This is a genomic window from Pseudaquabacterium terrae, assembly GCF_013266755.1.
In the GTDB taxonomy this organism is placed as follows: Bacteria; Pseudomonadota; Gammaproteobacteria; order Burkholderiales; family Burkholderiaceae_C; genus Pseudaquabacterium; species Pseudaquabacterium terrae.
Window position 1 is genome coordinate 53450 of the sequence record NZ_JABRWJ010000008.1, and the last position, 24630, is coordinate 78079.

At 70.1% G+C, this 24630-nt stretch carries 23 protein-coding genes; 13 read left to right on the forward strand and 10 right to left on the reverse strand.

Annotated elements, in window-relative coordinates:
• The first annotated feature begins 1 nt into the window (after position 1).
• From HLB44_RS24845 to HLB44_RS24855, 3 genes are read left to right on the forward strand one after another with little or no spacing between them, the layout of a single operon-like run.
• On the forward strand, positions 2–1036 hold the full coding sequence (locus HLB44_RS24845) for an ABC transporter ATP-binding protein (RefSeq protein WP_173128853.1): 1035 nt from the start codon (positions 2–4) through the stop codon (positions 1034–1036).
• On the forward strand, positions 1036–2451 hold the full coding sequence (gene dalD / locus HLB44_RS24850; RefSeq protein ID WP_173128856.1) for a D-arabinitol 4-dehydrogenase: 1416 nt from the start codon (positions 1036–1038) through the stop codon (positions 2449–2451). The genes HLB44_RS24845 and dalD overlap by 1 nt, the downstream gene beginning before the upstream one ends.
• 33 nt (positions 2452–2484) lie before the next feature.
• Positions 2485–3444 carry an AraC family transcriptional regulator gene (locus HLB44_RS24855; protein WP_173128859.1) on the forward strand — a complete coding sequence of 320 codons (960 nt, stop codon included), beginning with the start codon at positions 2485–2487 and terminating at the stop codon, positions 3442–3444.
• Between the two features lie 20 nt (positions 3445–3464).
• On the opposite strand, the gene HLB44_RS24860 is transcribed toward HLB44_RS24855, so the two are convergent.
• The 5 genes from HLB44_RS24860 to HLB44_RS24880 form a co-directional block, all read right to left on the reverse strand.
• Positions 3465–4394, reverse strand: a complete 930-nt coding sequence (locus HLB44_RS24860) for a helix-turn-helix domain-containing protein (protein WP_173128862.1) — start codon at positions 4392–4394, stop codon at positions 3465–3467.
• A 136-nt stretch (positions 4395–4530) separates the two neighbouring features.
• Entirely contained in the window at positions 4531–5841 is a 1311-nt protein-coding gene (locus HLB44_RS24865; protein WP_173128865.1) for an ABC transporter substrate-binding protein, read from the reverse strand.
• Positions 5842–5848: 7 nt separating this feature from the next.
• Positions 5849–6754 (reverse strand): porin, encoded by a 906-nt coding sequence (locus HLB44_RS24870; protein ID WP_173128868.1) that lies wholly within the window; start codon positions 6752–6754, stop codon positions 5849–5851.
• A gap of 569 nt (positions 6755–7323) precedes the next feature.
• The gene (locus HLB44_RS24875; RefSeq protein ID WP_173128870.1) at positions 7324–8679 is read right to left on the reverse strand and encodes a sigma-54-dependent transcriptional regulator; all 1356 of its coding nucleotides are present in this window, start codon (positions 8677–8679) and stop codon (positions 7324–7326) included.
• Positions 8672–10507, reverse strand: a complete 1836-nt coding sequence (locus tag HLB44_RS24880; RefSeq protein WP_173128873.1) for a sensor histidine kinase — start codon at positions 10505–10507, stop codon at positions 8672–8674. The genes HLB44_RS24875 and HLB44_RS24880 overlap by 8 nt, the downstream gene beginning before the upstream one ends.
• Positions 10508–10790: 283 nt before the next feature.
• On the opposite strand from HLB44_RS24880, the gene HLB44_RS24885 reads away from it, so the two are divergent.
• From HLB44_RS24885 to pseB, 5 genes are all read left to right on the forward strand, one after another.
• Positions 10791–11336 carry an Lrp/AsnC ligand binding domain-containing protein gene (locus tag HLB44_RS24885; protein ID WP_246312465.1) on the forward strand — a complete coding sequence of 182 codons (546 nt, stop codon included), beginning with the start codon at positions 10791–10793 and terminating at the stop codon, positions 11334–11336.
• A gap of 531 nt (positions 11337–11867) precedes the next feature.
• Positions 11868–12536 (forward strand): class I SAM-dependent methyltransferase, encoded by a 669-nt coding sequence (locus HLB44_RS24890; protein ID WP_173128876.1) that lies wholly within the window; start codon positions 11868–11870, stop codon positions 12534–12536.
• Between the two features lie 127 nt (positions 12537–12663).
• Positions 12664–14010, forward strand: coding sequence for a TolC family protein (locus HLB44_RS24895; RefSeq protein WP_173128878.1), 1347 nt, complete (start codon positions 12664–12666; stop codon positions 14008–14010).
• Positions 14007–15740 carry a glycosyltransferase family protein gene (locus tag HLB44_RS24900; RefSeq protein WP_173128881.1) on the forward strand — a complete coding sequence of 578 codons (1734 nt, stop codon included), beginning with the start codon at positions 14007–14009 and terminating at the stop codon, positions 15738–15740. The genes HLB44_RS24895 and HLB44_RS24900 overlap by 4 nt, the downstream gene beginning before the upstream one ends.
• Positions 15741–15744: 4 nt before the next feature.
• A complete protein-coding gene (pseB, locus tag HLB44_RS24905) occupies positions 15745–16755 on the forward strand; it encodes a UDP-N-acetylglucosamine 4,6-dehydratase (inverting) (RefSeq protein ID WP_173128894.1) in 1011 nt (336 codons plus the stop codon).
• Between the two features lie 7 nt (positions 16756–16762).
• On the opposite strand, the gene HLB44_RS24910 is transcribed toward pseB, so the two are convergent.
• Positions 16763–17671, reverse strand: coding sequence for a LysR substrate-binding domain-containing protein (locus HLB44_RS24910; protein ID WP_173128897.1), 909 nt, complete (start codon positions 17669–17671; stop codon positions 16763–16765).
• 127 nt (positions 17672–17798) lie between these two features.
• Here HLB44_RS24910 and HLB44_RS24915 point away from each other — a divergent pair, with 127 nt between their 5' ends.
• The 5 genes from HLB44_RS24915 to pseH all read left to right on the forward strand — a co-directional run bounded on the left by HLB44_RS24915 (position 17799) and on the right by pseH (position 22730).
• On the forward strand, positions 17799–19073 hold the full coding sequence (locus tag HLB44_RS24915) for a M20/M25/M40 family metallo-hydrolase (RefSeq protein ID WP_173128900.1): 1275 nt from the start codon (positions 17799–17801) through the stop codon (positions 19071–19073).
• A 114-nt stretch (positions 19074–19187) separates the two neighbouring features.
• A complete protein-coding gene (gene pseC, locus HLB44_RS24920) occupies positions 19188–20339 on the forward strand; it encodes a UDP-4-amino-4,6-dideoxy-N-acetyl-beta-L-altrosamine transaminase (protein ID WP_173128915.1) in 1152 nt (383 codons plus the stop codon).
• Between the two features lie 17 nt (positions 20340–20356).
• Entirely contained in the window at positions 20357–21043 is a 687-nt protein-coding gene (gene pseF / locus HLB44_RS24925) for a pseudaminic acid cytidylyltransferase (protein ID WP_173128918.1), read from the forward strand.
• Complete coding sequence (pseG, locus tag HLB44_RS24930; RefSeq protein ID WP_173128921.1) at positions 21043–22161, forward strand: UDP-2,4-diacetamido-2,4,6-trideoxy-beta-L-altropyranose hydrolase; 1119 nt, start codon at positions 21043–21045, stop codon at positions 22159–22161. The genes pseF and pseG overlap by 1 nt, the downstream gene beginning before the upstream one ends.
• A complete protein-coding gene (gene pseH, locus HLB44_RS24935) occupies positions 22158–22730 on the forward strand; it encodes a UDP-4-amino-4,6-dideoxy-N-acetyl-beta-L-altrosamine N-acetyltransferase (RefSeq protein ID WP_173128924.1) in 573 nt (190 codons plus the stop codon). The genes pseG and pseH overlap by 4 nt, the downstream gene beginning before the upstream one ends.
• A gap of 5 nt (positions 22731–22735) precedes the next feature.
• Here pseH and HLB44_RS24940 read toward each other — a convergent pair whose 3' ends face one another.
• From HLB44_RS24940 to HLB44_RS24955, 4 genes are read right to left on the reverse strand one after another with little or no spacing between them, the layout of a single operon-like run.
• Positions 22736–23224: a GNAT family N-acetyltransferase gene (locus HLB44_RS24940; RefSeq protein ID WP_173128926.1), complete on the reverse strand. Its 489-nt coding sequence runs from the start codon at positions 23222–23224 to the stop codon at positions 22736–22738.
• Positions 23221–23688, reverse strand: a complete 468-nt coding sequence (locus HLB44_RS24945) for a DUF1772 domain-containing protein (protein ID WP_173128929.1) — start codon at positions 23686–23688, stop codon at positions 23221–23223. Before HLB44_RS24945 ends, HLB44_RS24940 begins: the two co-directional genes overlap by 4 nt.
• A 16-nt stretch (positions 23689–23704) precedes the next feature.
• Positions 23705–23839 carry a hotdog family protein gene (locus HLB44_RS24950; RefSeq protein ID WP_173128932.1) on the reverse strand — a complete coding sequence of 45 codons (135 nt, stop codon included), beginning with the start codon at positions 23837–23839 and terminating at the stop codon, positions 23705–23707.
• A gap of 23 nt (positions 23840–23862) precedes the next feature.
• Positions 23863–24615: an IclR family transcriptional regulator gene (locus HLB44_RS24955; RefSeq protein WP_173128935.1), complete on the reverse strand. Its 753-nt coding sequence runs from the start codon at positions 24613–24615 to the stop codon at positions 23863–23865.
• Between the last annotated feature and the right edge of the window lie 15 nt (positions 24616–24630).

Here is a 24630-nt window from a genome sequence, read left to right on the forward strand (position 1 = left end):
CATGGCATTCCTGCAACTCGACGACGTGGCCAAGGCCTTCGGCCCGGTGTCGGTCATCAAGGGCATTCACCTCGCGATCCAGAAAGGCGAGTTCGTCGTCTTCGTCGGCCCTTCGGGCTGCGGCAAGTCGACGCTGCTGCGGCTGATCGCCGGGCTGGAGATCATCAGCAGCGGCACGCTCAGGCTCGACGGCCGCGACATCACCGACCTGCCGTCGTCCAAACGCGACCTGGCAATGGTGTTCCAGAGTTACGCGCTATACCCTCACATGAGCGTGTACGAGAACATGAGCTTCGCGCTGAAGCTGGCCAAGGTGAACGAAGCCGAGATCAAGCGCAAGGTCGAGCGCGCCGCCGAGATCCTGAACCTCGGCGCCTATCTGCAGCGCACGCCGCGCGAGCTGTCCGGCGGCCAGCGCCAGCGCGTCGCGATCGGCCGCGCGATCGTGCGCCAGCCGAAGGTCTTCCTGTTCGACGAGCCGCTGTCGAACCTCGACGCCGCGCTGCGCGGGCAGACGCGGGTCGAGATCGCCAAGCTGCACCGCGACCTCGGCGCGACGACGATCTACGTGACGCACGACCAGGTCGAGGCGATGACCTTGGCCGACCGCGTCGTCGTGCTGCGCGACGGCCGCATCGAGCAGGTCGGCTCGCCGCTGGAGCTGTACGACCGGCCCGCGAACCGCTTCGTCGCGCAGTTCATCGGCACGCCGCAGATGAATGTCGTCGCCGCCGACCGGCTGCCCGGCCTGACCGGCGTGGGAGCGCCGCCCGACGGCTCGATCGGCCTGCGGCCCGAGAGCCTGAGCCTGCAGGCGCCGGGGCAGGGCACGCTGCAGGGGCAGGTCGAGCTGATCGAGGCGCTGGGCGCGGAGACGCTGGTGCACGTGGCCACCGAGCGCGGCGCGCAGCTGGTCGCGCGGCTTGGGTGCCGCACGGCGGTGCAGGTCGGCGACAAGGTCGGGCTGGGGATCGATCTCAGCGCCGCGCATCACTTCGATGCCCAGGGCCGGGCCGTGACCGCTGTGGTGCACTGATGGAAGAACCGCGCCTGCGCCAGCTGCACCTCGGCCTCGGGTCGTTCCACCGCGCGCACCAGGCCGTCTACCTGCACCTGCTGCAGCAGCTGGGCGACCGGCGCTGGACGCTGGCCGCCGGCAACCTGCGGCCGGATATGGCCGAGACCGTCGCCGCGCTCGAAGCGCAGCAGGGCGCCTACACGCTGGAGACGGTGTCGCCGCGTGGCGATCGCCGCTACGAGCGCATCACCGCAATCGAGCAGGTCGTGCCGTGGCAGCCGGGCCATGCCGGCTTGATCGCGCTGGCGGCTGATCCGGCGACGCGCATCATCTCGTTCACCGTCACCGAAGCCGGTTACTACCTCGATGCGCACGACCGCCTTGACACCCGCTTCGCCGACCTGGCGGCCGACCTGGATGCCGACCCGTCGCAGCCGGGCGGCGCGACGACGATCTACGGCGCGCTCGAACGCCTGCTTGAGGCGCGTTTGCACGCCAACGCCGGCCCGCTGACGCTGCTGAACTGCGACAACCTGCGCCACAACGGCCGGCGCTTCCGCCGCGGCTTGCTCGAATTCATCCTGCGCCGCGGCAACCAGCCGCTGCATGCCTGGGTGCTGCAGCACACGCGCTGCCCGAACGGCATGGTCGACCGGATCACGCCGCGGCCGACGCCCGAGGTGCGCGAGCGCGTGCGCCAGGCGACCGGCCGCGACGACCCGGCGGCGCTGATGGGCGAGAGCTTCATCCAGTGGGTCATCGAGGAGGACTTCATCGCCGGCCGGCCCGCCTGGGAGAAGATCGGCGTGCAGATGGTGGAGTCGGTGCAGCCCTACGAGGAGGCCAAGTTGCGACTGCTGAACGCGACGCACAGCTGCATCGCCTGGGCCGGCACGCTGCGGGGCTTGCAGTTCATCCACGAAGGTCTCGCCGATGCGCAGATCCGCGCCTTCGCGCACGCCTACGCCACCGACGACGCGATTCCCGCGCTGCAACCGAGCCCGATCGACCTGGCCGCCTACCGCGACACCGTGCTCGAGCGCTTCTCCAACCCGGCGATCGTCGACACCAACCAGCGCGTCGCGATGGACGGATTCTCGAAGCTGCCCGGCTTCATCGCGCCGACGATCCACGAGCGCCTGGCCCACGGCCGGCCCATCGCCGGCGTCGCGGTGCTGCCCGCGCTGTTCCTGGCCTACCTCGAGCGCTGGCACCGCGGCACGCTGCCGCATGCCTACCAGGACCAGGCGATGGACGAGGCCGAGGCGCATGCCGTCTGCGCCAGCGCCGACCCGGTGGCCGCGTTCGCCGCGCAGCGCCTGCTCTGGGGGCCGCTGGCCGGCGATGCGCGCCTGGTCGCCGCCTTGCGCGCAGCGCGCGAGCGTGTCGAGGCGTTCGCGGCCACGCTCGCCGAAATCGCGCTAAGGTCCTGAGCCGAAAGAACAGTTCTGGTGGAGCTTGCCGCCATGCCGTCCCGCCACACCGACACCCCGTTGCCGCGCAGCCGTCGCCCCGAGCTGGAGCGCCCGTATTCACGCTCGCCCGCGCTCGGCTATGAGCCGCCGGAGCTGCCCGGCTGCCTGCATTGCCTGTCGCACGGCTTCCCGACGCCGCTGGCGCGCTGGCACTGCCATGATGAGTACGAGCTGCATCTGATCGTCGCGACTTCGGGCAAGGCCTTCGTCGGCGACTGGATCGGGCCCTTCTACCCCGGCCACCTGGTGTTGTGCGGGCCGCGCCTGCCGCACAACTGGATCTCGTACGACCTGCCCGAAGGCGGCGTGCCCGAGCGTGATCTCGTGATCCAGTTCCCGCACGAGCCGATCGAGCGCGCCGCCGCCGAGCTGCCCGAGCTGGCCGAGGTGCTGCCGCTGCTCGAACGCGCGCGCCACGGCATCGAGTTCTTCGGCCTGGGCGAGCGGGCCGAGGCGCACTGGCGCGCGATCAAGTCCGCGCACGGCCTGCGCCGCTTCTCGGTCTTCTGCGACTACCTGGCCGACCTGGCGCGCTGCACCGACTATCGCCTGCTGTCCGCGGTGCAGATGCAATCGGTCAACGACGACAACCAGCTCGACCAGATCAACACCATCGTCAACCGGCTGGCCGAGAACGTCGCGCAGCCGATCGCCGCGGCGCAGGTGGCCGCCGAGCTGGGCATGAGCGAAAGCCGCTTCAGCCGCTTCTTCCGCCGCGCCACCGGCAACACCTTCACCGACTTCGTCAACCGCGTGCGCATCAACCGCGCCTGCCAGCTGCTGATGGAGTCGGACCGCTACGTCACGCACGTCTGTTACGACGTCGGTTTCAACAACGTGGCCAATTTCAACCGCCGCTTCCTCGAGATCAAGGGCATGACGCCGACCGAATTCCGCAAGCAGGCCGACCATCGCTACGCCGGCCGCGCGGCCGCGCAGAATCAGCGTTAGCTCGTTCGCTGGCAACCGCCTCAGGAGGCCGGCCCGGCAGCACGCGTGCCGAAACGGGCCTCGGCGCGGCGGCGGAACTCGGTCGGCGTCATGCCCTTGATCTCGAGGAAGCGGCGATTGAAGTTCGCGACGTTGTTGAAGCCGACCTCATAGCAGATGCCGGTGACGAAGAGCTGCGTATCCATCAGCAGCTGGCACGCGCGGTTGATGCGCAGCCGGTTGACGAAATCGGTCAGCGTGTGGCCGGTGGCGCGGCGGAACAGGCGGGTGAAGCGGCTCTCGCTCATCGCGAAGCGCCGGCACAGCGCGGGCAGCGCAAGCGGCTCGGCGCAGTGCTCGTTGACGTAGGCGATCAGCTCGTGGATGCGGCGCTGTGCCGCCTCGTCGTCGCCGATCTGCAGCTGCACCGACGACAGCACGCGCACCTGCGTGCAGGCCGCCAGCTCGGCCAGCAGCAGACAGAACTCGCCGAAGCGCTTCAGCCCGCTGCAGGCCTTGATGCGCTGGAAGGCCAGCGAGGCGCGTTCGGCGAAGCCGGGGAACTCGAGGCCGTGGCGCGCGCGCTCGAGCAGCGGCAGCGCCTCGGCCAGCTCCGGCAGCTGGCGAGCGGCGTGGGCGATCGGCGCATGCGCGAACTGGATCACGCGGTCGCGCACCGCTACGCCGTCGGGCGGGCAGTCGGTGGAGATCCAGTTGTGCGGCAGCCGCGGGCCGGTCAGCACCAGCTGGCCGGGCTCGAAGTGGCCGATGTGGTTGCCGACGAACATGCGGCCCGAGGTGGCCTCGATCAGGTGCAGCTCGTACTCGTCGTGGCAGTGCCAGCGCACCAGCGGCGACGGGTAGCCGTGCTCCAGGTAGTGCAGGCAGGCACCGCGCATCGGCGGCGGCTCGTAGCCCAGCAGCGGGCTGCGATGCACGCTGACTTCGAGCTCGGGTTGGCGCTGACGCATGGCAAATACTTCTACGACGACTGTGCTGTAACGATAGGTTGCCCGGCGCGCCGATCCGATATCCGGCGTTCGGGCTTGCATACGCGTTTGCACCAGTCGTCCCGGGTTTTCCCGTCGCGGCGCGAATGCGTATCGATCACCGCGTCTTTGAGGTGTTAGCGTTACGGCCCGTCATCGCGCGCTGCGTGGCCTGCTGCGCCACGGCCAGTGCCGCGTCGAGGCGGCGGCGGCCGGCCAGCGCCTCGGCGACCAGGGTGCCCACCGCGTCGCCGATCGCCGGGAACTCGGGGATCGCGACGAACTGGATGCCGGTGTACGGCGAGGGCGGCAAGGTCGGCAGTTTCAGGTCGGCCGAGTGCAGCGCCTGCAGCTCGGCCGCGGCGGCGCGCGCGGTGGCCAGGAAATCGAGGTTGGCATAGGTCGATTGGCGCGTGCCGGTGGGCACGCGGGCCCAGCCCGCTTCGCGCGCCACCAGCGCGATGTAGTCCTTCGAGGTGGCCCACAGCACGAAGCGCCGCGCCGCCTCGGGATGGCGCGTGCCGGCGGGAATCGCCAGCGACCAGGCCCAGAGCCAGTTTGCGCCGCGCGCGGTGACCCCGCTGGGCGCCTGCGCGAAGCCGACATGGCGCGCGACGCTGCTGCGCGACGGGTCAGTGATCACCGCGGCGCCGATCGTCGCGTCCAGCCACAGCGCGCAGCGGCCGGCGCCGAACAGCGCCTGCAATTCGTTGAAGCTCAAGCTCTCGGGCTGCGGCGGACCGAAGCGCCGCAGCAGCTCGACGTACAGCGCGATGGCGCGGCGCCACGGCTCGGTGTCCAGCCGGGGTTGCCAGGCCATGTCGAACCACTGGCCGCCGAAGCTGTTGACCATCGTCGTCACCAGCGCCATGTTGTCACCCCAGCCCGGGCGGCCGCGCAGGCAGATGCCGTAGACGCCGCGCGCCGGGTCGTGCAGCCGCTCGGCGACGCGACGCACGTGCTCCCAGCTCGGCCGGTTCGGCATGTCCAGCCCGGCGGCGGCCAGCAGGTCGCGCCGGAACATCAGCATCGAGCTTTCGCCGTAGAAGGGCGCCGCGTAGAGGCGGCCGTCGATCGACAGGCCTTCGCGGATGAAGGGCACCAGGTCGGCGGCGTCGTAGGCGGCCTGCGGATCGAGTGGCCGCAGCCAGCCGCGCCGGCCCCAGATCGGCGTCTCGTAGAGGCCGATCGTCATGATGTCGAAGGCGCCGCCGCGCTGCGCGATGTCCTCGCTGACGCGCTTGCGCAGCGTGCCTTCGTCGAGCGTGACCCACTTCAGCCGGATGTCCGGATTCGCCTGTTCGAAATGCCGCGCCAGGCGCTGCATCTCGATCATCGGGCCGTTGTCGACCGTGGCGATCACCAGCTCGGTGGCGGCGTGGGCGAGGGTCGCGGCGGCGAGCAGCGCCGCGGCGAGGAGGGCACGCATGCTGACCTCAGAAGTTATGCCGAATGCCGAAGTCGAAACGCCGCACGCGCTCGAGCCCGTCGGTCTTCTGCAGGCCGATGTCGCTGTAGAGCAGCGTGCGCGCGCTCAGGTCGTGCCAATAGCCAAGCCCGAAGTTGCGCGTCTTCACGCCGTCGTTGTCGTCGTGGTTGAGCTTCGCGCGCAGCGAGCCGCGGCCCAGCGGCACGATGGTGCCGAGGTCGAACGTGGTGCGCTCCTTGCCGCTGGCGTCGCCATCGTTGTGCGCGGCGGCGAGGATCAGCTTCGCGGCGCCGAAGTCATGGATGCCGCCGGCGGCCCAGGCATGGTCGCGGTTGCTGCGGTCGGCGTACGAGACCATCGCCAGCAGCGGGCCCTGCGCATAGCGCAGCACTGCGCTCGCGCCGCGGCGCTGCAGGCCTTCGCCGGCCGAGACGCCGACCGCGGCGCTGAAGCCGCCCGCCGCCGGCGTCCAGTAGACGACGCTGTTGTTGTACTTGTCATCGGCGCCGGCCTTGCGCTCGCCGGCGCCGGCCACGGTGTCGCCGCCGAACGCATCCTGGTCCGGCGCGACGCCGAAGGGCCCGCCCTGGCGGCCCAGGCGCAGCTCGCCGTACGCACCCCGCAGGCCGACGATCGAGATTTCGTCCCAGAACGGCGTGCGCGGCAGGCCGGTGTCGGCATCGAAGCGGTGCTCGATCTGGAAGAAGGCCTGCAGGCCGTCGCCCAATTCTTCGACGCCGCGGAAACCGACCGCGTTCATCGAGTTGTTGGCGATCTGCTGCCGCACGCCGCCGGAATCGTGGCGGTAGCCCAGGTCGACGCGGCCGTACAGCGTGGCGTTGGATTGCGCCTGGGCAGCGGTGGCACCGGCGGCAGCGAGCACGCAGGCCAGGACGAAGCGGGTGGGATGCATCGGAGTCTCCTTCGGGTTCGGAACGGGTCATGCGCCCGCGCCGCAGCCATGCGGCGGCGTGACCGCCTTGCGAATGCGCGGGCGGTGGGGCGGGTCAGTCGGGGGTGGGGGAAGTGCCGCCCGCGGCCGGGCGGCGGTGGCTCAGCGGCTCATAGCTCGCAAAGGACGCGGCCAAGGCGGCGGCCTGACGCCGGTGGCGTCCATGTCTCTCATCGTTGTCTCCTAAGCTCGTTGTGCGACGACGGCATCACGCCGTCGTCGGGCTGAACGATAGGAGCAAGCGGCGCGCTGGCTCGGTACTCAGGCGCCGAGATTCGACGCTGAGTTGCAGGTCAGCCGAGGATGCCGCTCAGGTCGATCGTCAGGCCGGGCAGGGCTTCGATCGGGGTGATGCCGGGAGTGGCGGTGGTCGAGGCGTCAAGCCAGTTGCCGTCCTTCGGGCGCCGGTAGAAGCGGACGAGGCCGGCTTCGAGGTCGACAACTGGTGACGCTTGACCGGCAGTGGCAGTTCGTCGAGTGCACCCATTGCGGCGCTCCTGTGCTGGAACGAGCGGTCAGTATGCCAGCCGTCATTCCCCTGCCGGCCCACCCCGGAACTCATCTGCAACGATGCCATGCCGCGCCAATTTGTCGTACAGCGTCTTGCGCGCAATGCCCAGCGCTTCGCAGGTGGCGCTGATGACGCCGCGGTGGGCCTTGAGCGACTGTTCGATCAGTGCCTTTTCCACCTGGTCCATCTGCTCGGCCAGCGCCAGCTTGTCCGGCGCGCCGGCGGCGGGCAGGCTGTCGCGGCCGAGGCCGAGCACGAAGCGTTCGGCGGCATTGCGCAATTCGCGCACGTTGCCCGGCCAGTCGTGCGCCATCAGCCGGCGGTTCAGCGCGCCGCTGCCGGCCGGCGGCTCGCGCCCGTGGCGTGCGGCCGCCTGCATCACGAAGTGGTCGAACAGCAGCGGGATGTCCTCGCGCCGCTCGCGCAGCGGCGGCAGCTCGAGCACCGCGACGTTGAGGCGGTAGTACAGATCGCCGCGGAACTTGTGCTGGTCGCTCATGGCCTTCAGGTCGGCTTTGGTCGCGGCAATCACGCGGATGTCGACCGACAGCTCGTCGTTCGAGCCCAGGCGCTCGAGTCGGCGCTCCTGCAGCACACGCAGCAACTTAACCTGGAAAGTGAGCGGCATGCTCTCGATCTCGTCGAGCAGCAGCGTGCCGCCGTCGGCATGCTCGATCTTGCCGACGCGCCGCTTCTGTGCGCTGGTGAACGCGCCGGCCTCGTGGCCGAAGAGCTCGCTCTCCAGCAGCGTCTCGGGCAGGCCGCCGCAGTTGATGGCCACGAAGTTCCGCGCGCGCCGCGTGCTGTGCTCGTGCAGGCAGCGCGCCACCAGCTCCTTGCCGGTGCCGGTCTCGCCGATGATCATCACGTCGGCCGAGGTCGCGGCCAGTGCCTGGACTTCGCGCTGCAGGGTCTGCATGGCCGTTGATCGGCCGAGCAGCATCGCCTCCACGCCGCGCCGGCCCGCCAGCTCCTGGCGCAGCGATTGCACCTCGACACTCAACGACCGCTTGTCCAATGCGCGGGTGACGACATCCACCAGCCGCTCCGGCGCGAACGGCTTCTCGATGAAGTCGTAGGCCCCGGCGCGCATCGCCTGCACCGCCATGCCGACATCCCCGTGCGCTGTGATCAGGATCACCGGCAGCGCGGGCTCGATGCGCAGCGCCTGCGTCAGCAGCGTGATGCCGTCCATGCGCGGCAGCCGCACGTCGGTGATCAGCACGCCGAGGAAGCCGGGTGACAGCGTCGCCAGCGCTTCCTCCGCCGAGCCGTGGGCGGCCACCGCGAAGCCGGCCAGCTCCAGCGTCTGCGCCAGGCTGTGGCGCACGGGAGGATCGTCCTCCACCAGCACGACGCTGAAGCCGTCAAACATGCTTTTCCTCCGTTGGGGCGGCCGCTGTTGCGGACGCATCGGCCGCCAACGCGACATCGAACTCGAACACCGCGCCCGAGGCCGCCGGCACCGAGCGCAGCACGCCGCCGAATTCGCGCACGATATGCGATGAGATCACCAGGCCGAGGCCGAGGCCTTCGCCCGGCGGCTTGGTCGTGAAGAAGGGCTCGAAGAGGCGATCGCTGAAGGCTGCCGGGATGCCCGCGCCGCTGTCGATCACGCGCACGCGGGCGCGGCCGTCGATGACCTCGGCCTGCACCGTCAGCAACTTGTCGCTGCAGCCGCGCAGCGCGTCGGCCGCGTTGCCCATCAGGTTGACCAGCACCTGCTCCAGCCGGTAGCCGTCGCACTGCACGTCCAGCGGCTCGGGCAGCTCGATGCGCAGCTCGATGCCTTCGTCCTGCAGCCGCGTGGCCAGCAGCTGGCAGGCATTGGCCACCGCCTCGTTCATCGGCAGCGGCCGCACCGACGACGGCGACTTGCGGGTGAAGGCCTTCAGCTGCGAGGTGATGCGCCCCATGCGCTCGACCAGCGCGGCGATCGACGCCAGGTTCTCGCGCACCTGGTCGCCGCGGCCACGATCGAGCAGCAGCCGGCCGTTGGCCGCCAGCGCGCGCAGTGCCGTCAATGGCTGGCCGAGCTCATGCGAGATGCCGGCTGACAGCTGCCCCAGCAGCGCCAGCTTGCCGGACTGCACCAGGTCCTCCTGCGCCTGGCGCAGCACCTGCTCGGCATGCTGGCGCTCGAGCACCTCGTGGCGCAGGTCGCGGTTCGAGGTCTCGAGCTCGGCGGTGCGCTGGCGCACCTTCAGCTCGAGCTCGTCGTTGGCGCGCTGCAGCGCGGCGCGCGTGGCGAGCTTCTGCGCGACGACGCGGCGCCGCTGCACCACCAGCAGCAGCAGCAGCGCGATGCAGGTGACCAGCGTGCCGGCGCCCCAGGCGGCGGTGCGCGCGTCGCGCTGCACGCTGGCGGCGCTGGACAGGATCAGCAGTCGCCAGCCGAAGCGCGCCAGCGGCCGCTCGTGCAGCACGTGCAGGCCGGTGCCCTGCGCCGCCGGGCTCTGCAGGCGCACCAGCTGCACGCCGCCCGGCAGCATGCGCGAGGGCACCGTCAGCGAACCGAGCGGCCGGTACTTCCAGGCCGGCACCGACGACATGATCACCATGCCGTGCGCATCGACGACCAGCGGCTTCTCGCTCTCGGCGCGGAACGCGGCGTCGACCCAGGTGACCTCGATCGGCTCCAGGCTGATGCGCACCAGCAGCGCGCCGATCGGCTTGCCGTCGCGCACCAGCGGCCGCGCCAGGCAGACCTCGGGCGCGCCGCTGGTGGGGTCGGTCGCGAAGCGGCGCGCATCCTGGCCGGCCAGCGCCTCGGCGACGCAGGGTTCGCTGGCGGCGATGTGGTCGAGCTGGGAATCGGGGCGGTACCAGTCGCTGCTGGCGACGACGCGGCCGCGGCCGTCGATGACGCTGGCCCACAGCGCGCCCGAGCGCGTCGCGAAGCGCGTCAGCCGGCGGTTGACGGCGCCGCGGATCGTGCTCGGCTCGGGCGTGCGCAGCAGCGTCTCGATCTCGCCGTCGGCATCGATCAGCCAGGGCAGGTCGGCTTGCTTGCCGAGCTCGATGTCGAGCACCGCGGCGTAGAGGTCGAGCTGGTGCGCGGCCGCGTCGTCGAGCCGCGCGAACTCGCGCCGCTCGCCCCAGGCATAGGCGAGGGTGGCGGCCAGCGCCACCAGGCCCAGCATCAGCAGCCCGCCGAGCAGCGGGACGGCACGGCGTGCAAGCCGCGAGCGCTTCGGATTCAAACCATTGTTCAAGAAAAAGGGCGGCCCCTGCGGCCGCCTTCGCGACGCATCTTGGGGCATGCACCGCCCCCGGTCAATGCGCCGGGAAACCCCGCGTATCGAGGCCGTGACGCACCTGGCGGGGCGGGTGTGTGGAAGTCCGCACAGCCCGAGGCCGGCCGCCTGTGGCCGACGCGGGCGGTTTACCTCTGGTGACAGCCCGGTGCCGGCTTCGCGCCATCTGTGCTGGCACGGCGGGTGCATTGCAGGCTGCCACGACACACGCCCCGTGATGGAGCCCACGATGATGAACACATCCGCCCGGTCCACGACGTCCCACACCAGCCGCCCGCTGCCGCCGCCGCTGGCCGACCCGCAGCCGCGGCCGCTGCCGCCGGTCGACGCGATCGACGCGCAGTTGCTGCGCCTGCTGCAGGACGACGGCCGCATCGCGATCACGCGGCTCGGCGAGGTGGTGGGGCTGTCACCGGCGGCGACGCACGACCGTGTCGCGCGGCTCAAGCGCGAGGGCTACATCCTCGGCTACGAGGCGGTGCTGAACGCCGAGAAGCTGACCAGCGGGCTGCTGGTGTTCGCCGAGATCAGCGTCAACGATCCGGCGCCGGGCATCGGCCGCGCGCTGAAGGCGGCGATGCAGGTGCGCCACGAGGTCATCGAATGCCACGAGGTCGACGGCCGCTTCGACTATCTGCTGAAGACCCGCGTCGCCGACATGTACGCCTACCGCGACTTCGTCGCCTCGGTGGTGTGGAAGCTGCCGGGGGTGCGCGAGGTGCGCACCTACGCGGTGATCGACGAGATCAAGAACACCTCGCGCATTCCTGTTTGAACCGAGGGAAGCCGGCCGTCGTTGGCTGGCGCGCGGCAAAGCCGGGCGCGGGCTGCACTGCCCGGGCGAGATGGCGGTCGGCCCTGGGGGCCGATCGCGGCCTCCGCCCGGCCAGCGTGCCCGCCGCCGGGTTTGTCGCACTGACCGCCGCAAGCCAAACCTGCTGGTGATTCACCACCAGCCGTAGAGCGCCACCAGCAGCAGCGCGGGAGCGCCGATGCCCAGAACGATCGCGGCCACCGGCAACGCGAGCGCGCCGAGGAGTTGCCTGATCGCCATGGTGGGTCCTTGAGCTTCTGAGGGCAGAGCAAGCACTGTAGGCCGCGGTTCCGCAACGGTTCGGTGCGCTGTTGCCCCGTTGCGGTGTGAATTCCGTCACAGGCGGCGGCGCACGTCGTCGCGGCGAACTGGGGGGCAAACCCGCCGGCTTTCCGCCGATCGGCACCGTGCCGGGCGCGGTCTACTCGGCAGGCTGCCTGGCGTCTCGCACGTCCGGCACCGTGTCGTTTGCCCGGAGCCCACCGCATGTTGATGAAACAGACCCCCGCCCACAGCGTCGTCAACCAGGACCTGCTGGGGCTGATCCCGCCGAATGCGCGCCGCGTCGTCGAGGTCGGCTGCATGCACGGCGCGATGGCGCGCGCCTACCGGGCGAAGAATCCGGCGGTCGAGTACGTCGGCATCGACATCGATCCCGACTACGCCGCCGTCGCCGCCGAGGCCTGCCACCAGGCACTGGCCGGCGACATCGAGACCTTCACGCCGGCCGCCTTCGACAAGCTGTTCCCGAGCGACTGCTGGATCTTCGGCGATTGCCTGGAGCACCTGCGCGACCCGTGGCGCATCGTCAAGACGATCCGCGCCGGCATCGATGCCGACGGCTGCCTCTTGGCCTGCATCCCGAACGCCCAGCACTGGAGCGTGCAGATGCGCCTGGCGACCGGGCTCTTCCGCTACGAGGATTCGGGGCTGATGGACCGCACGCACGTGCGCTGGTTCACCCGCATCACGATGATGGAAATGTTCTTCCAGGCCGGCTGGAAGATCGAGACCGCCTTCAGCCGCCAGCTGCCGACGCAGGCGCCGGCGACGCTGATGGCCGGCATCCGCGCGATCGCCGAGACCGGCGGCACCGACCCCGACCAGGCCGAGCGCGACGCCAACGCGTTCCAGCTCCTGTTCAAGGTCACGCCGGCTTGAGAACCTGACCGCTCGGCCGCGCCGGGCGGAAATTGAGGCCGAAAAGCGGCAGCTTTTCAGCCGATTGCGACGAGGCCCCCCCGGGTCTACTTCAGGGAGTCGAACACCTGATCCGTCGCCCCCACCCATGCCCCGATTCACCCACCTTCTTGCTCCGCTGCGCGGCGCCGTGGTGGCCTGGATCATGGTGCTGGCCGCCGGCACGGCCGGCGCGAACTGCCCCGACGACGCCCCGCTGCCCACCCGCAGCGCACCGCCCGAGCAGGCCCGCACCGAGCTGCGCACGCTGGTGCGCCATGCGATCGACCACAGCCCGCAGGCGGGCGTGACGCGCCTGCTGGCCGAAGCCGCGCTGGACGACACGGCCGAGGCCCGCGCGGCGCGCGCGCCGCAGGCCTCGTTGAACGCGAGCGTCGGCCCGAGCCTCAGCCGCAGCGCCGGCCACACCGATTCGAGTGCCGCGCACGGCGGCGTGTCGCTGAACGTCAGCCAGCTGCTGTGGGACGGCGGCCGCACCGATCGCCTGGTCGACTGGCGTGACCGCCTGGCCGATGCCGCGCGCTTCGGCGACCTGAGCAACCGCGAGGCGCTGGCGCTGTCCACCGTCTCGCTGGCGCTCGAGCGCAGCCGCTTCCGCCAGCAGGTGCTGGTGTACGGCCAGTACGTGCGCAAGATGCAGTGCCTGGCGGGGGCGCTGGAGCAGATCGTCGCCGCCGACCGCGGCCGCCTGTCCGAGCTGGTGCAGGTGCGCAAGTCGCTGCAGCAGGCCGAGCTGTCGCGCACGCAGACCGAATCGCAGCTGCGCCAGGTCGAGGTGCGCCTGCGCCGCCTGGTCGGCGACACCTTGCCCGGCGCCGACGACTGGTCGACCCTGCTGAGCGCGGTGCCCGATGTCACCGGCCTGCAGGTCGAAGCGCTGCGCTCGGCCGAGATTGCCCAGCTCGACGCCAGCGCCGCCGCCGCGCAGCAGTTCGCGCGCTCGGTCGAGGCCAGCCACCAGCCGCGCGTGTCGTGGACCGGCGGCGCGAACGCGGCCTCCGGCTTCGGCGGCACGATCGGCACCAACCACAGCAAGGGCCTGTCCTTCGGCCTGGCGATCAGCATTCCGCTGATCGACCAGGGCATCGCGGCCGCCTCCGCCGCGGCGAAGAAGCGCGCACAGGCAGCAGTGCTACAGCGTGAGGAAGCGCTGCAGGCCCGCCGCACGCGCATCGCCGAGGTTCACGAACAGACGACTTCTTCCTTCGATCGTGCCCAGCGCGTCGGCGCCGTGCTGCGCGACAGCGAACGCCTGCGCGACTTCACGCTGCAGCAGTGGCAGCAGCTCGGCCGGCGCTCCCTCTTCGACGTGATGGCCGCCGAGAGCGACCACTACGGGCTGCGCATCTCGCTGGTCAATGCCTTGCACGACGGGCAGCAGATGAACGCGATCCTGTTGTCGCTCGGGCGTGGCGTGCAGGAGTGGCTGCAATGAGCGCCGCACACTACGACGCCCTGTTCGTCCTGCAACGCAGCGACGTGATCCACCTGGCCGCTCATCAAGAGCGTTATGCCGACACGCGTTTGCTGTTCGTCGACCCGGGCATCCTCGATGCCGCGGTCGCCGCGGGCTTTGGCCACTACGAATTCCGCCGCCTCGACGTCGGCGCCGACATCAACACCGCCGTCTACGCCGAAGCGCAGGCGCGCGCCAGCCGCATCGACCAGCGCCTGACGCGCGAGCGCACGCGGCTGTTCGGCCGCGGCCAGTGGTCGGGCTGGGATCAGGCGCACCTGTACCTCTTCTTCCAGCGCGCGCTGACGATCGAGCGCCTGGGCCAGGCCGCCGAAAGCTCGTTTCCCGAAGCGCGCCTGGGCCTGCTGCGGCCGTCGAACCCGCAGCTGTTCAATTTCGATTCGATGCTGTCGACCGAGATCGTCGCCGGCAACAGCGCCCGCTGGCAGATCGTCGACACCTACGGCGCAGGCCGCTTCTGGAACCCGGCGATGCTGGAGTGGTGCTTCGATGCCGAGGGCGTGCGCGCAGCCGCGGCCGGTGTCGCCGTCGAGGCGCTGACCCACATCCCCACCTGCTTCTACGACGCGCGCGGCTTCGCGCAGGCGATCGAAGCGCGCTTCGAAACCTCGATCGATCTGCCGGGCCTGTACTGCGACGTACCGGTGCGGCGCGGCGCGACGCTGCTGCTCAAGCGCATCGACGAGCTGAGCGCTGCGCAGCGTCCGATTGCCTGCGAGTTGTATGCCGAGCGGGCGCGCGCGGTCTTCATCGACGAGCTGTCCGCGCTGGTGCCGAACCGCGCCGCGCTCGAGCTGCAGGCCGCCACGCTGGCCCGCCGCTGCCTGATGCAGGCGCTGAACTATCACGGTTTGTACGCGGCCCTGGCCGGTCAACAGCCGCGGATCATCGTCGCCGATCACGACACCGGCAACAACGGCCCGCTGTTCTCGCTGGCGCATGCGCTGCGCGCGCCGGTGACGGTGCTGCCGCATTCGGCCTACCCGACGTCGCCGCTGCCGCACGCGGACCAGGTCGAGGCGGTCGAGCTGCCGGGCTTCGCGCCGCCGGTGCGCACGGTGCTTGGGGCACCGGTTGCGCGCCGCGCGGTGGCCTTCCGCGCCCGGCCGCAGCCGACGCCGCGGCCGGCCGCGCGCCGCATCTGCCTGCTGCTGAACACGATGCAGAGCGAAGGCCTGTCGTACATCGACTTCTTCGGGCTGATCGGCTTCTACAAGGGCCTGCGCGAGCTGTGCGCACGCCATGACCGCGATCTCGTGGTGCGGCTGAAGCCCAGCACGCCGGCGCTGAACGTCGTCTCCGGCGCGCTCGGCGAGCCGGCCGGATTCTTCCAGCGCACGATGGCGCAGCCGCTCGACCAAGTGGCCGCCGAGGCCGACATCTGCGTCGCGTATGGCGAGCCGACCAGCGGCACGGTGACCTTCCTCGATGCCGGCAGCTGGGTCGTGCATGTCGGCGACCAGCACTGGGCCGCTGACTACGTGATCACGCCGCCCTATGTCAGCGATGGCCTGGTGCCTTCGTTCACCGGCGCCGCCGCGCTGCGCGAGCTCGACGCCGTGCTGGCTTCGCCGCAACGTTATTCCGACGCGCAGGCCACGCAGGCCCGCGCCTACGCCTGTCGCTGCCGTGCCACGCACGACGACCTCTTTCCCTCTTCAAGCCCAACTGCACTCCAAGGAGCCTGACGCCATGCTGAGCAACAAGTCCATCCTCATCACCGGCGGCACCGGTTCCTTCGGCAAGGCCTTCGTGCACACCGTGCTGTCGCGCCATCCGGATGTCAAGCGGCTGGTGATCTATTCGCGCGACGAGCTGAAGCAGTTCGAGATGCAGCAACTGCTGCCGCCGAGCAAATACCCGCAGCTGCGCTACTTCATCGGCGACATCCGCGACCAGGCCCGCCTGACGCGTGCCTTGGAAGGCATCGACATCGTCGTGCACGCCGCGGCGCTGAAGCAGGTGCCGACAGCAGAGTACAACCCGTTCGAGTGCATCAAGACCAACGTGCTCGGTGCGCAGAACCTGATCGAGGCCTGCCTGGACACCAAGGTGCAGCGCGTCGTCGCGCTGTCGACCGACAAGGCCGCCGCGCCGATCAACCTGTACGGCGCCACCAAGCTGTGCTCGGACAAGCTGTTCGTCGCCGGCAACAACATCAAGGGCTCGCGCGACCTGCGCTTCAGTGTCGTGCGCTACGGCAACGTGATGGGCAGCCGCGGCTCGGTGATCCCGTTCTTCGCCGAGAAGCGCGCCACCGGCGTGCTGCCGATCACCGATCCGCAGATGACGCGCTTCAACATCTCGCTGCAGGAAGGCGTGGACATGGTGCTGTGGTCGATCGAGCACGCCTGGGGCGGCGAGATCCTGGTGCCGAAGATCCCGTCCTACCGCATCACCGACGTGGCCTCGGCCGTTGCGCCGGAAGCCGAGCAGAAGATCGTCGGCATCCGCCCCGGCGAGAAGATCCACGAAGAGATGATCACCGCCAGCGACAGCCCGAACACGGTCGACCTGGGCGGCTACTACGCGATCCTGCCGTCGGGCGCCGAGTACTCGATCGACGACTACTGCACGCGCATGAACGCCACGCGCGTCAAGCCGGGCTTCTCGTACGACAGCGGCAGCAACACGGACTTCCTGTCGGTGCCGCAGTTGCAGGCGATGATCCAGACCGAGCTCGGTCCGCAGCAAAGCCACTGACCGGTAGTCAAGGCCGTCGCGCCGCGACGGCCCGCGCGGCCGTCTGCAGGCAGGCCAGGAACTGCGTGGCCACCGGCGTCGGTCGGTAGGACTTGCGCATCACCACGCCCATCTGCACCCGCGCCAAGGGCTTGCGCAGTTTCACCGGCAGCAGCCCGAAGGCGGCCAGGCGTTCGGCCAGCGGCCGCGAGGCGGCGCCCAGCATGTCGGTCGACGACACCAGGCCCAGCATCACCGCGAACGACGCGTAGCGCACCGCGCCCTCTGGTGGCGTCAGGCCCGCGTTGCGGAACGCGGTGGCGACGATCGACCCCGGCTGGGCCGACCCGGCCAGTGGCTGCAACCATTGCGCACCGGCCAGCTCGGCCAGCGTGCGGGCCCCGATCAGCGGGTTTCCGGCACGCGCCACCGCGACGAAATCGGTCTCCAGCAGCGGGATGCTGCGCAGGTCGTCGTCCAGCATGTCCGGCAGCAGGTGCATCGCCGCGAAGTCGGCCTGGCCGTCGCGCAGCCGCCGCAGGCCGTGCGGATACTTCAGCTCGATGATCGACAGCTCGGCCTTCGGTGCCGACTGCCGGAACTGCAGCACGGCCTGCGGCAGCAGCGTCAGCGCGATCGACGAGGTGGTGCCGAAGGTCAGCGTGCCGCGCAGCTCGCCCTGCAGCTGCGCGATCTCCTCGCGCGCCCGGCGCGCGTCTTCCAGCAGCTGGCTGGCGCGCACTTCCAGCACCTGGCCGAAAGAGGTCAGCTCGACGCCCTTGGCGCTGCGGTTCAGCAGCACCGCGCCGAGGTCGGCTTCGAGCTCCTGGATCGTGCGCGTGATGGCCGGCTGCGTCAGCGCCAGCCGCCGGGCGGCGGCACGCAGGCTGCGCTCGCGCGCCACGTGGACGAAGACCTCGAGTTGCTGCAGCTTCATGGGTGATCAGGAAGATTGATCGCACGAAAGATGCTGACATCTTTTCGGCATCTGGCCAAGCGCCTAGAGTCGCCTGTCGCACACCTCGTGCCCATCCACTGAAACACCCCCGAAGGAGAGCTGTCGAATGCGTTTCCGGACTCTTTGGCTGAGCGCCGCGCTGGTACTGGCCGGCGCACCGGCTGCCCACCTGCATGCGCAACCCGTGGCCAGCGTTCAGGCGCTGGCCAGCGCCGAGAAGGCGCCGCTGCTGGATACCCTGCGCGACCTGGTGAACATCGAATCCGGCAGCAAGGACCCGCAAGGCCTGGCTCAGCTGGCCGCGCTGATCCGCGACCGCCTGGCGCAGCTGGGCGGCCAGGCGCAGCTGGTCCGCGCCGACGAGGTCTACCGCATGGAAGACACGCCCGAGCAGATCGGCGCGATGGTGCATGCCGAGTTCAAGGGCCAGGGCAGCAGGAAGATCATGCTGATCGCGCACATGGACACCGTGTACCTGCGCGGCATGCTGAAGGAGCAGCCCTTCCGGGTCGACGGCGACCGGGCCTACGGGCTGGGCATCCTCGACGACAAGCAGGGCATCGCATTGATCCTGCACACGGTGGCGATGCTGAACAAGCTGAACTTCCGCGACTACGGCACGCTGACCGTGCTGATCAACGGCGACGAGGAGATCAGCTCGCCGGCCTCGCGCAGCCTCATCACCCGCCTGGCCGCCGACCAGGACGCCGTGCTCTCGTTCGAAGGCGGCGGCGAGCAGGGCAACCTGCGCCTGGCCACCAGCGGCATCGGCTCGGCCTACTTGAGCGTGGAGGGGCGCGCCTCGCATGCCGGTTCGGCCTGGTCGCAGGGCGTCAACGCGTTGACCGAGCTGTCGCACCAGGTGCTGCAGCTGAGCGACCTGACGCAGCCGGCCAAGGGTCTCAGCCTGAACTGGACCGTTTCGCAGGCCGGCACCAACCGCAACGTCATTCCGGCGCAGGCCAGCGCGCAGGCCGACGCCCGCGCGCTGCGCCTGGCCGACTTCGACGAGCTGCAGGCCACGCTGCAGCGGCGGGTGAAGCAGCAGCGCGTGCCCGACGCCAAGGTGCAGTTGCGCTTCGAAATCCGCCGCCCGCCGCTGGAGGCCACAACGGATTCGCGCGCGCTCGGCGCCCGCGCGGTGGCGGTCTACGGCGAGCTCGGCCTGCCGCTGAAGGTGCTGGACGTGCCCACCGGCGGCGGCACCGACGCCGCCTTCGCGGCGGTCAAGGCGCGCGGCCCGGTGATCGAAGGTCTGGGCTTGAGCGGCGCCGGATCGCACTCCAACACGGCCGAGTACGTGAAGCTCGACTCGATCGTGCCGCGGTTGTACCTGTCGACGCGTCTCGTGATGGACGTCGCACGCGGCTCGTCGAACTGAGCCGGATTCCGCGCCAATTCGGCGCATCGAGCCGGCGGGTTTGCGGGATCATGCACAGCGTGGTCCTGCGCCTGCCGCAGCCGTGCGTGCACCGGGACCCCGGAGCACCGCACGATGGCCTTCATCCCGTACAGCCGCCAGCAGATCACCGACGACGACATCGCCGCCGTCACGGCGGTGCTGCGCTCGGAATTCCTGACGCAGGGCCCGGCCGTGCCGGCCTTCGAACGCGCGTTCGCCGATGTGCACCAGGTCAAGCACGCCATCGCCGTCGGCAATGCAACCGAAGGCCTGCACATCGCCTGCCTCGCATTGGGCGTGGGTCCCGGCGCGCGGGTGTGGACCAGCCCGAACAGTTTCCTCGCGTCTGCGAACTGCGCACTCTATTGCGGCGCGACCATCGACTTCGTCGACATCGATCCGCACACGCGGAACATGTCAGTCGTCGCGCTGGCGGCGAAGCTGGAAGCCGCAAGAACCGCCGGCACGCTGCCGCAGGTGGTGATTCCGGTCGACTTCGCCGGCCTGCCGACCGACCTGCGCGAGATCCGCACGCTGGCTGACCGCTATGGCTTTCGCATCCTGCAGGACGCCTCGCACGCCACCGGCGCCCGCTACCTCGGCGCGCCGGTCGGCAGCGCCTGGGCCGATGCCACCGTCTTCAGCTTCCACGCGGTGAAGATCGTCACCACCGCCGAGGGCGGCCTGGTGACGACGCAGGACGATGCACTGGCGCGCGAGCTGCAACTGCTGCGCTCGCACGGCATGACGCGCGATGCTGCGCTGATGGACGGCACGCCGGACGGCCCCTGGTACTACGAGCAGCAGCGCCTGGGCTACAACTTCCGCATGACCGACCTGCAGGCGGCGCTCGGGCTGTCGCAGCTGAAGCGCCTGGACGACATGCATGCCAAGCGCGCGGCCCGCGCCGAACGCTACGACGCGCTGCTGGCGGACCTGCCGGTCAAGCGCCCGGCGCGGCTGGCGGATCGGGTATCCGCCTGGCACCTCTATGCGATCGAGCTGAGCAGGGGCCACGACCGCCGCGCCGTGTTCGAAGCGCTGCGCGCCGCCGAGATCGGCGTCAACGTGCACTACATCCCGATCCACACGCAGCCGCACTACCAGCGCCTGGGTTTCAAGCGCGGCGACTTCCCCGCGGCCGAGGCCTACTACGCGCAGGCCATCAGCCTGCCGCTGTTCCCCGAGATGACCGAGGCCGAACAGGACCGCGTGGTCGCGGTGCTGCGCGCGGCGCTCGGCTGATCGGCGAGGCCATCACGATGCGTCTTGCCGTCATCCCCGCGCGTGGCGGCAGCAAGCGCATTCCGCGCAAGAACATCCGCGCCTTTGCCGGGCGGCCGATGATCGGCTACGCGATCGGTGCGGCGCGCGAGACCGGTGTCTTCGACCGCATCGTCGTCTCGACCGACGATGCCGAGATCGCCGCCATCGCGCGCGAACAGGGCGCCGAAGTGCCGTTCATGCGGCCGCCGGAGCTCTCGAACGACACCGCCGGCACGATGCCGGTGATCCAGCATGCGATCGACGCGCTGGCGGCCGATGGCTGGCCTGCGTCACAGGTCTGCTGCATCTATCCGGCCGTGCCGCTGCTGCAGGCGCAGGCGCTGCGCGACGCGCTGGCGCTGCTGGAGGAGGGCGGCTGCGACTACGTCTTTCCGGTGCTCGAATTCCCGTCGGCCGTGCAGCGCGCGCTGGTGCGTGATGCAGCCGGAGCCACTCGCGCGATGTACCCCGAGTACGCCGATGTGCGATCGCAAGACCTGACCCCGGCCTACCACGACGCCGGCCAGTTCTACTGGGGACGCACCGACGCCTGGCGCGCCGGCACCAGCCCGCACCTGGGCGCGAAGACGATCGTGCTGCCGCACTGGGCTGCCGTCGACATCGACACCCCCGACGACTGGGCCCGCGCCGAGGCCTTGTTCGAAGCGCTGGGAAAACGCTGATGCGCATCGCCGTGCGCGCCGACGCATCGCGCCGCATCGGCTGGGGCCACCTGAAGCGTTGCCTGGCGCTGGCGCAGGCGCTGCGCGAGCAGGGCGACGAGGTCTGCTTCGTCCTGCGGCCTTCGGACGTCGATGTCACTGCGCTGCTGGCGCAGGCCGGCTTCACCGCGCTGCCGATGCCACGCCTGGACGACCGGCCCGACGACGATGCCGACGACGCACCGCCGCCGCACGGCGAGTGGCTGGAACGCCGCTGGGACCGCGACGCCGCCGACACCACCTGCGCGGTGCACGCCTGGCAGCCGCAGGTGGTGCTGGTCGACCACTACGGCATCGATGCCCGCTGGCATTGTGCGTTAGGGGCAGCGACCGGCGCGGCGATCGCGGTGATCGACGACCTGGCCGACCGCCCGCTCGCCGCGGAGCTGGTGATCGACCACAACCCGGCCGCCGACCATGCGGCGAAGTACCGCGCGGTGCTGCGCTACCCGGCGCGCATCTGCGGCGGGCCGTCGTACGCGCTGCTCGATGCGGTGTACCGCACGCATCCACGCTGCGTGATCGGCGAGCAGGTGCCGAGCATCGGAATCTTCATGGGCGGCACCGATCCGGGCAACTGCTCGGCCTTCGCCTACGCGGCCTGCCGCGAGCACGCCGCGTGGGCCGGGCCGATCGAAGTCGCGACGACCTCGGCCAATCCGTCCTTGCCCGCGCTGCAGGCGCTGGCCGCCGCCGATGCGCTGCTGACGCTCGCCGTCGACCAGCCGAACCTCGCCGACTTCCACGCCCGCCACGGCCTGCAGATCGGCGCCGGTGGCGGCGCGCTGTGGGAGCGCTGCTGCCTCGGCACGCCGACGCTGGCGCTGATCACCGCCGAGAACCAGCGCCTGTCGGTGCCGCTGCTGGCGGCCGACGGCGTGGTGATCGGCTTCGATGCGATCGGGCAGGGCGCTGACCGCTGCAGTGCGCTCGGCACCGCGATCCGCCAGCTGATCGACACGCCGGCCGAACGCGCCGCACTGCACCACCGTTCCCTCGCGCTGGTCGATGGCCAGGGCGCCGCGCGTGTTGCCGCGGCTCTGGCATCCCTGCGCGTCCTCGAAGGAGACTTGCGATGAGCTACCGACTGCGACTGGTGCGCGAAGCCGACCTCGAGATGGTGATGCGCTGGCGCATGCTGCCCGAGGTCACGAAGTACATGTACACCGATCCGCAGTTGACGATCGAGCAGCAGCGCGCGTGGTACGAACGCATGGCCACCTCGGAGCGCGATCGCGTCTGGATCATCGAGTCGATCGACGAGGCGGGCGCCGCGCAATCGATCGGCCTGCTGAGCCTGTCGGAAATCGACTGGACCAACCGCCGCTGCGCCTGGGCGTATTACCTCGGCGAAACCAGCGCGCGCGGCATCGGCCTGGCGAAATCGCTCGAGCTGACGATCTACGCCTACGTCTTCGACACGCTGGGCCTGAACAAGCTGTGGTGCGAGGTGTTCTCGTTCAACGACCGCGTGGTCGCGCTGCACGAGAAGTTCGGCTCGAAGGTCGAGGGTGTCGCGCGCCAGCACATCTTCAAGAACGGCGAGTGGTTCGACGTCGTGCGCATGGGCATCCTGAAGTCCGAATGGGACAGCCTGCGCGACAAGTGGACCTGGACGCCGATCGAGATCGAATCCCGGCCGGCCTGAGGCGTTCAGACCAGGGTCTTGAACATCACGTAGGCATCGACGTAGCCGCGCTGCGCATGCCGGAAGGCACGGGGCAGCGTGCCGACGATGTGAAAGCCGAGCTTGCGCCACAAGCGCACCGCGCCCTCGTTGGTCGACACGACGAGGTTGAACTGCATCGCGCGAAAGCCCTGCCGGCGCGCCTCGTCCTGCGAGTGCTCGCACATCGCCGACGCGATGCCCTGGCCGCGCGCTTCGGGCGCCACCACGTAGCCGCAGTTGCAGACATGCCCGCCGAGCCCCGGCTGGTTCGGCTTCAGGATGTAGGTGCCGAGCAGCCGGCCGTCGGCAGCGCAGGCCAACCAGGTGGATTGCGGCGCATCGATCCACGCCTTGCGGATCTCCGCTTCGCTGCTGTCGGGCGCGAAGGCATAGGTGTCGCCCGCGGCGAAGGTGTCGCGCAGCAGCGGCCACAGCTGCGGCCAGTCGGCGTCTTGGAAGGGGCGGACGGTCATGGTCTTGCGCCACGCAATGCAAGCAATGCCGAGGCAAGCGCGACGAGGCCGATGACGGTGCGGAACCAGTGCCAGGAAGCCCAACGCGCCAGCTCTGCAGGAAGCGCTTCGTGCGTGATGCTCGCCGCGGCAAAGCTCGCATTGGCGCGCTGAAAGTACAGAAGGTAGGTTGAAAGAATGACCAATGCGAGAACGGCAGCGACAACCGACGCGGAACTCAGGGGCCGATCGGTGGCGACGGCTGCAATTGCAGCCCCCACTGCAAGAAGCGTTGCGCTCACCGTGAGCGGCGCAAAGAAAGCGTACAGGCGGTGCGCATGCGCCGCATGCAGTGTGAAGAATTCTTGTGGTTGCAATGTTCGCCACATCGGCACGAGCACCATGGCCTCTGTCAACAGCGCGCCAACAAACAGCGCAAGGCCCGCTGCAGAAAGAAGATGCATTACCTCAGCCAACAGATTCATGGACTCTCCGTTGCAGTCATTGGACGCCTATGACGTGTATACATGCGAGCGCGACGAACTCGCCGTCGAACCGTCCAGCCACCTCGTCGCCGTAGCGCACGATGGACGCCACGGCGATACGCGCCTTGCCCTTGCGCTTCAGCATCCGCATGAAGCCGTCCCACGCGGCAACACTCACCCCGGCCACCCCAGCTCGCGCGACAGCCCCTGCGCCGCACGCGTCAGCGCATCGACATGCGGTGCCAGGTCGGCCGGCGCGCGCACCTCGGGGATCGACATGCCGAGCGCTGCGATGACCTCGCCTCGGGCATCGAGCACCGGCACGGCGGCCGCGACGACGCCGCCGAAGACCTCGCCCTTCGACACCGCATAACCCTGCTCGCGCACCTGCGCGATCTCGCGGGCGAGCTTGGCGCGCTGCGACAGCGTCTGCGGCGTGAATCGTTCGAGCGGGCCGTCGAGCACCTGCTGCTGCAGCGCCTCGGGCGCGAAGGCCAGCAGCAGCTTGCCGGACGCGCCGGCGTGCAGCGCGCGCCGCACGCCGATGTCGCTGTGCACGCGCACGCCCTGCGACGAATCCCACTTGACCACCGTCACCGAGACCAGCCCGTCGCGCACGCGGATTTGCACGTTCTCGTCGAAGCGCTGGCCCAGCGCCTCCAGGTGCCTGCGGCCCAGCCTTGCCAGGCTGACCTGCTCCTGGGCCGCGAGCCCGAGCACCAGCGCGATCGGGCCCAGCACGTAGTCGGTATCGGTGGGCCCGCGCTGCACGAAGCCGGACTGCTCCAGCGTCGTCAGCAGCCGGAAGGTGCGCGCCTTGGTATTGCCCGAGCGGCGCGCGATTTCGGTGACGCCCAGGCCCGGCGCATGGGCGACGTGCATCAGCACGCTCAAGGCTTCGTGAACGGCAGCGACCGTGTATTCCATCGCGGCGATTGTGCG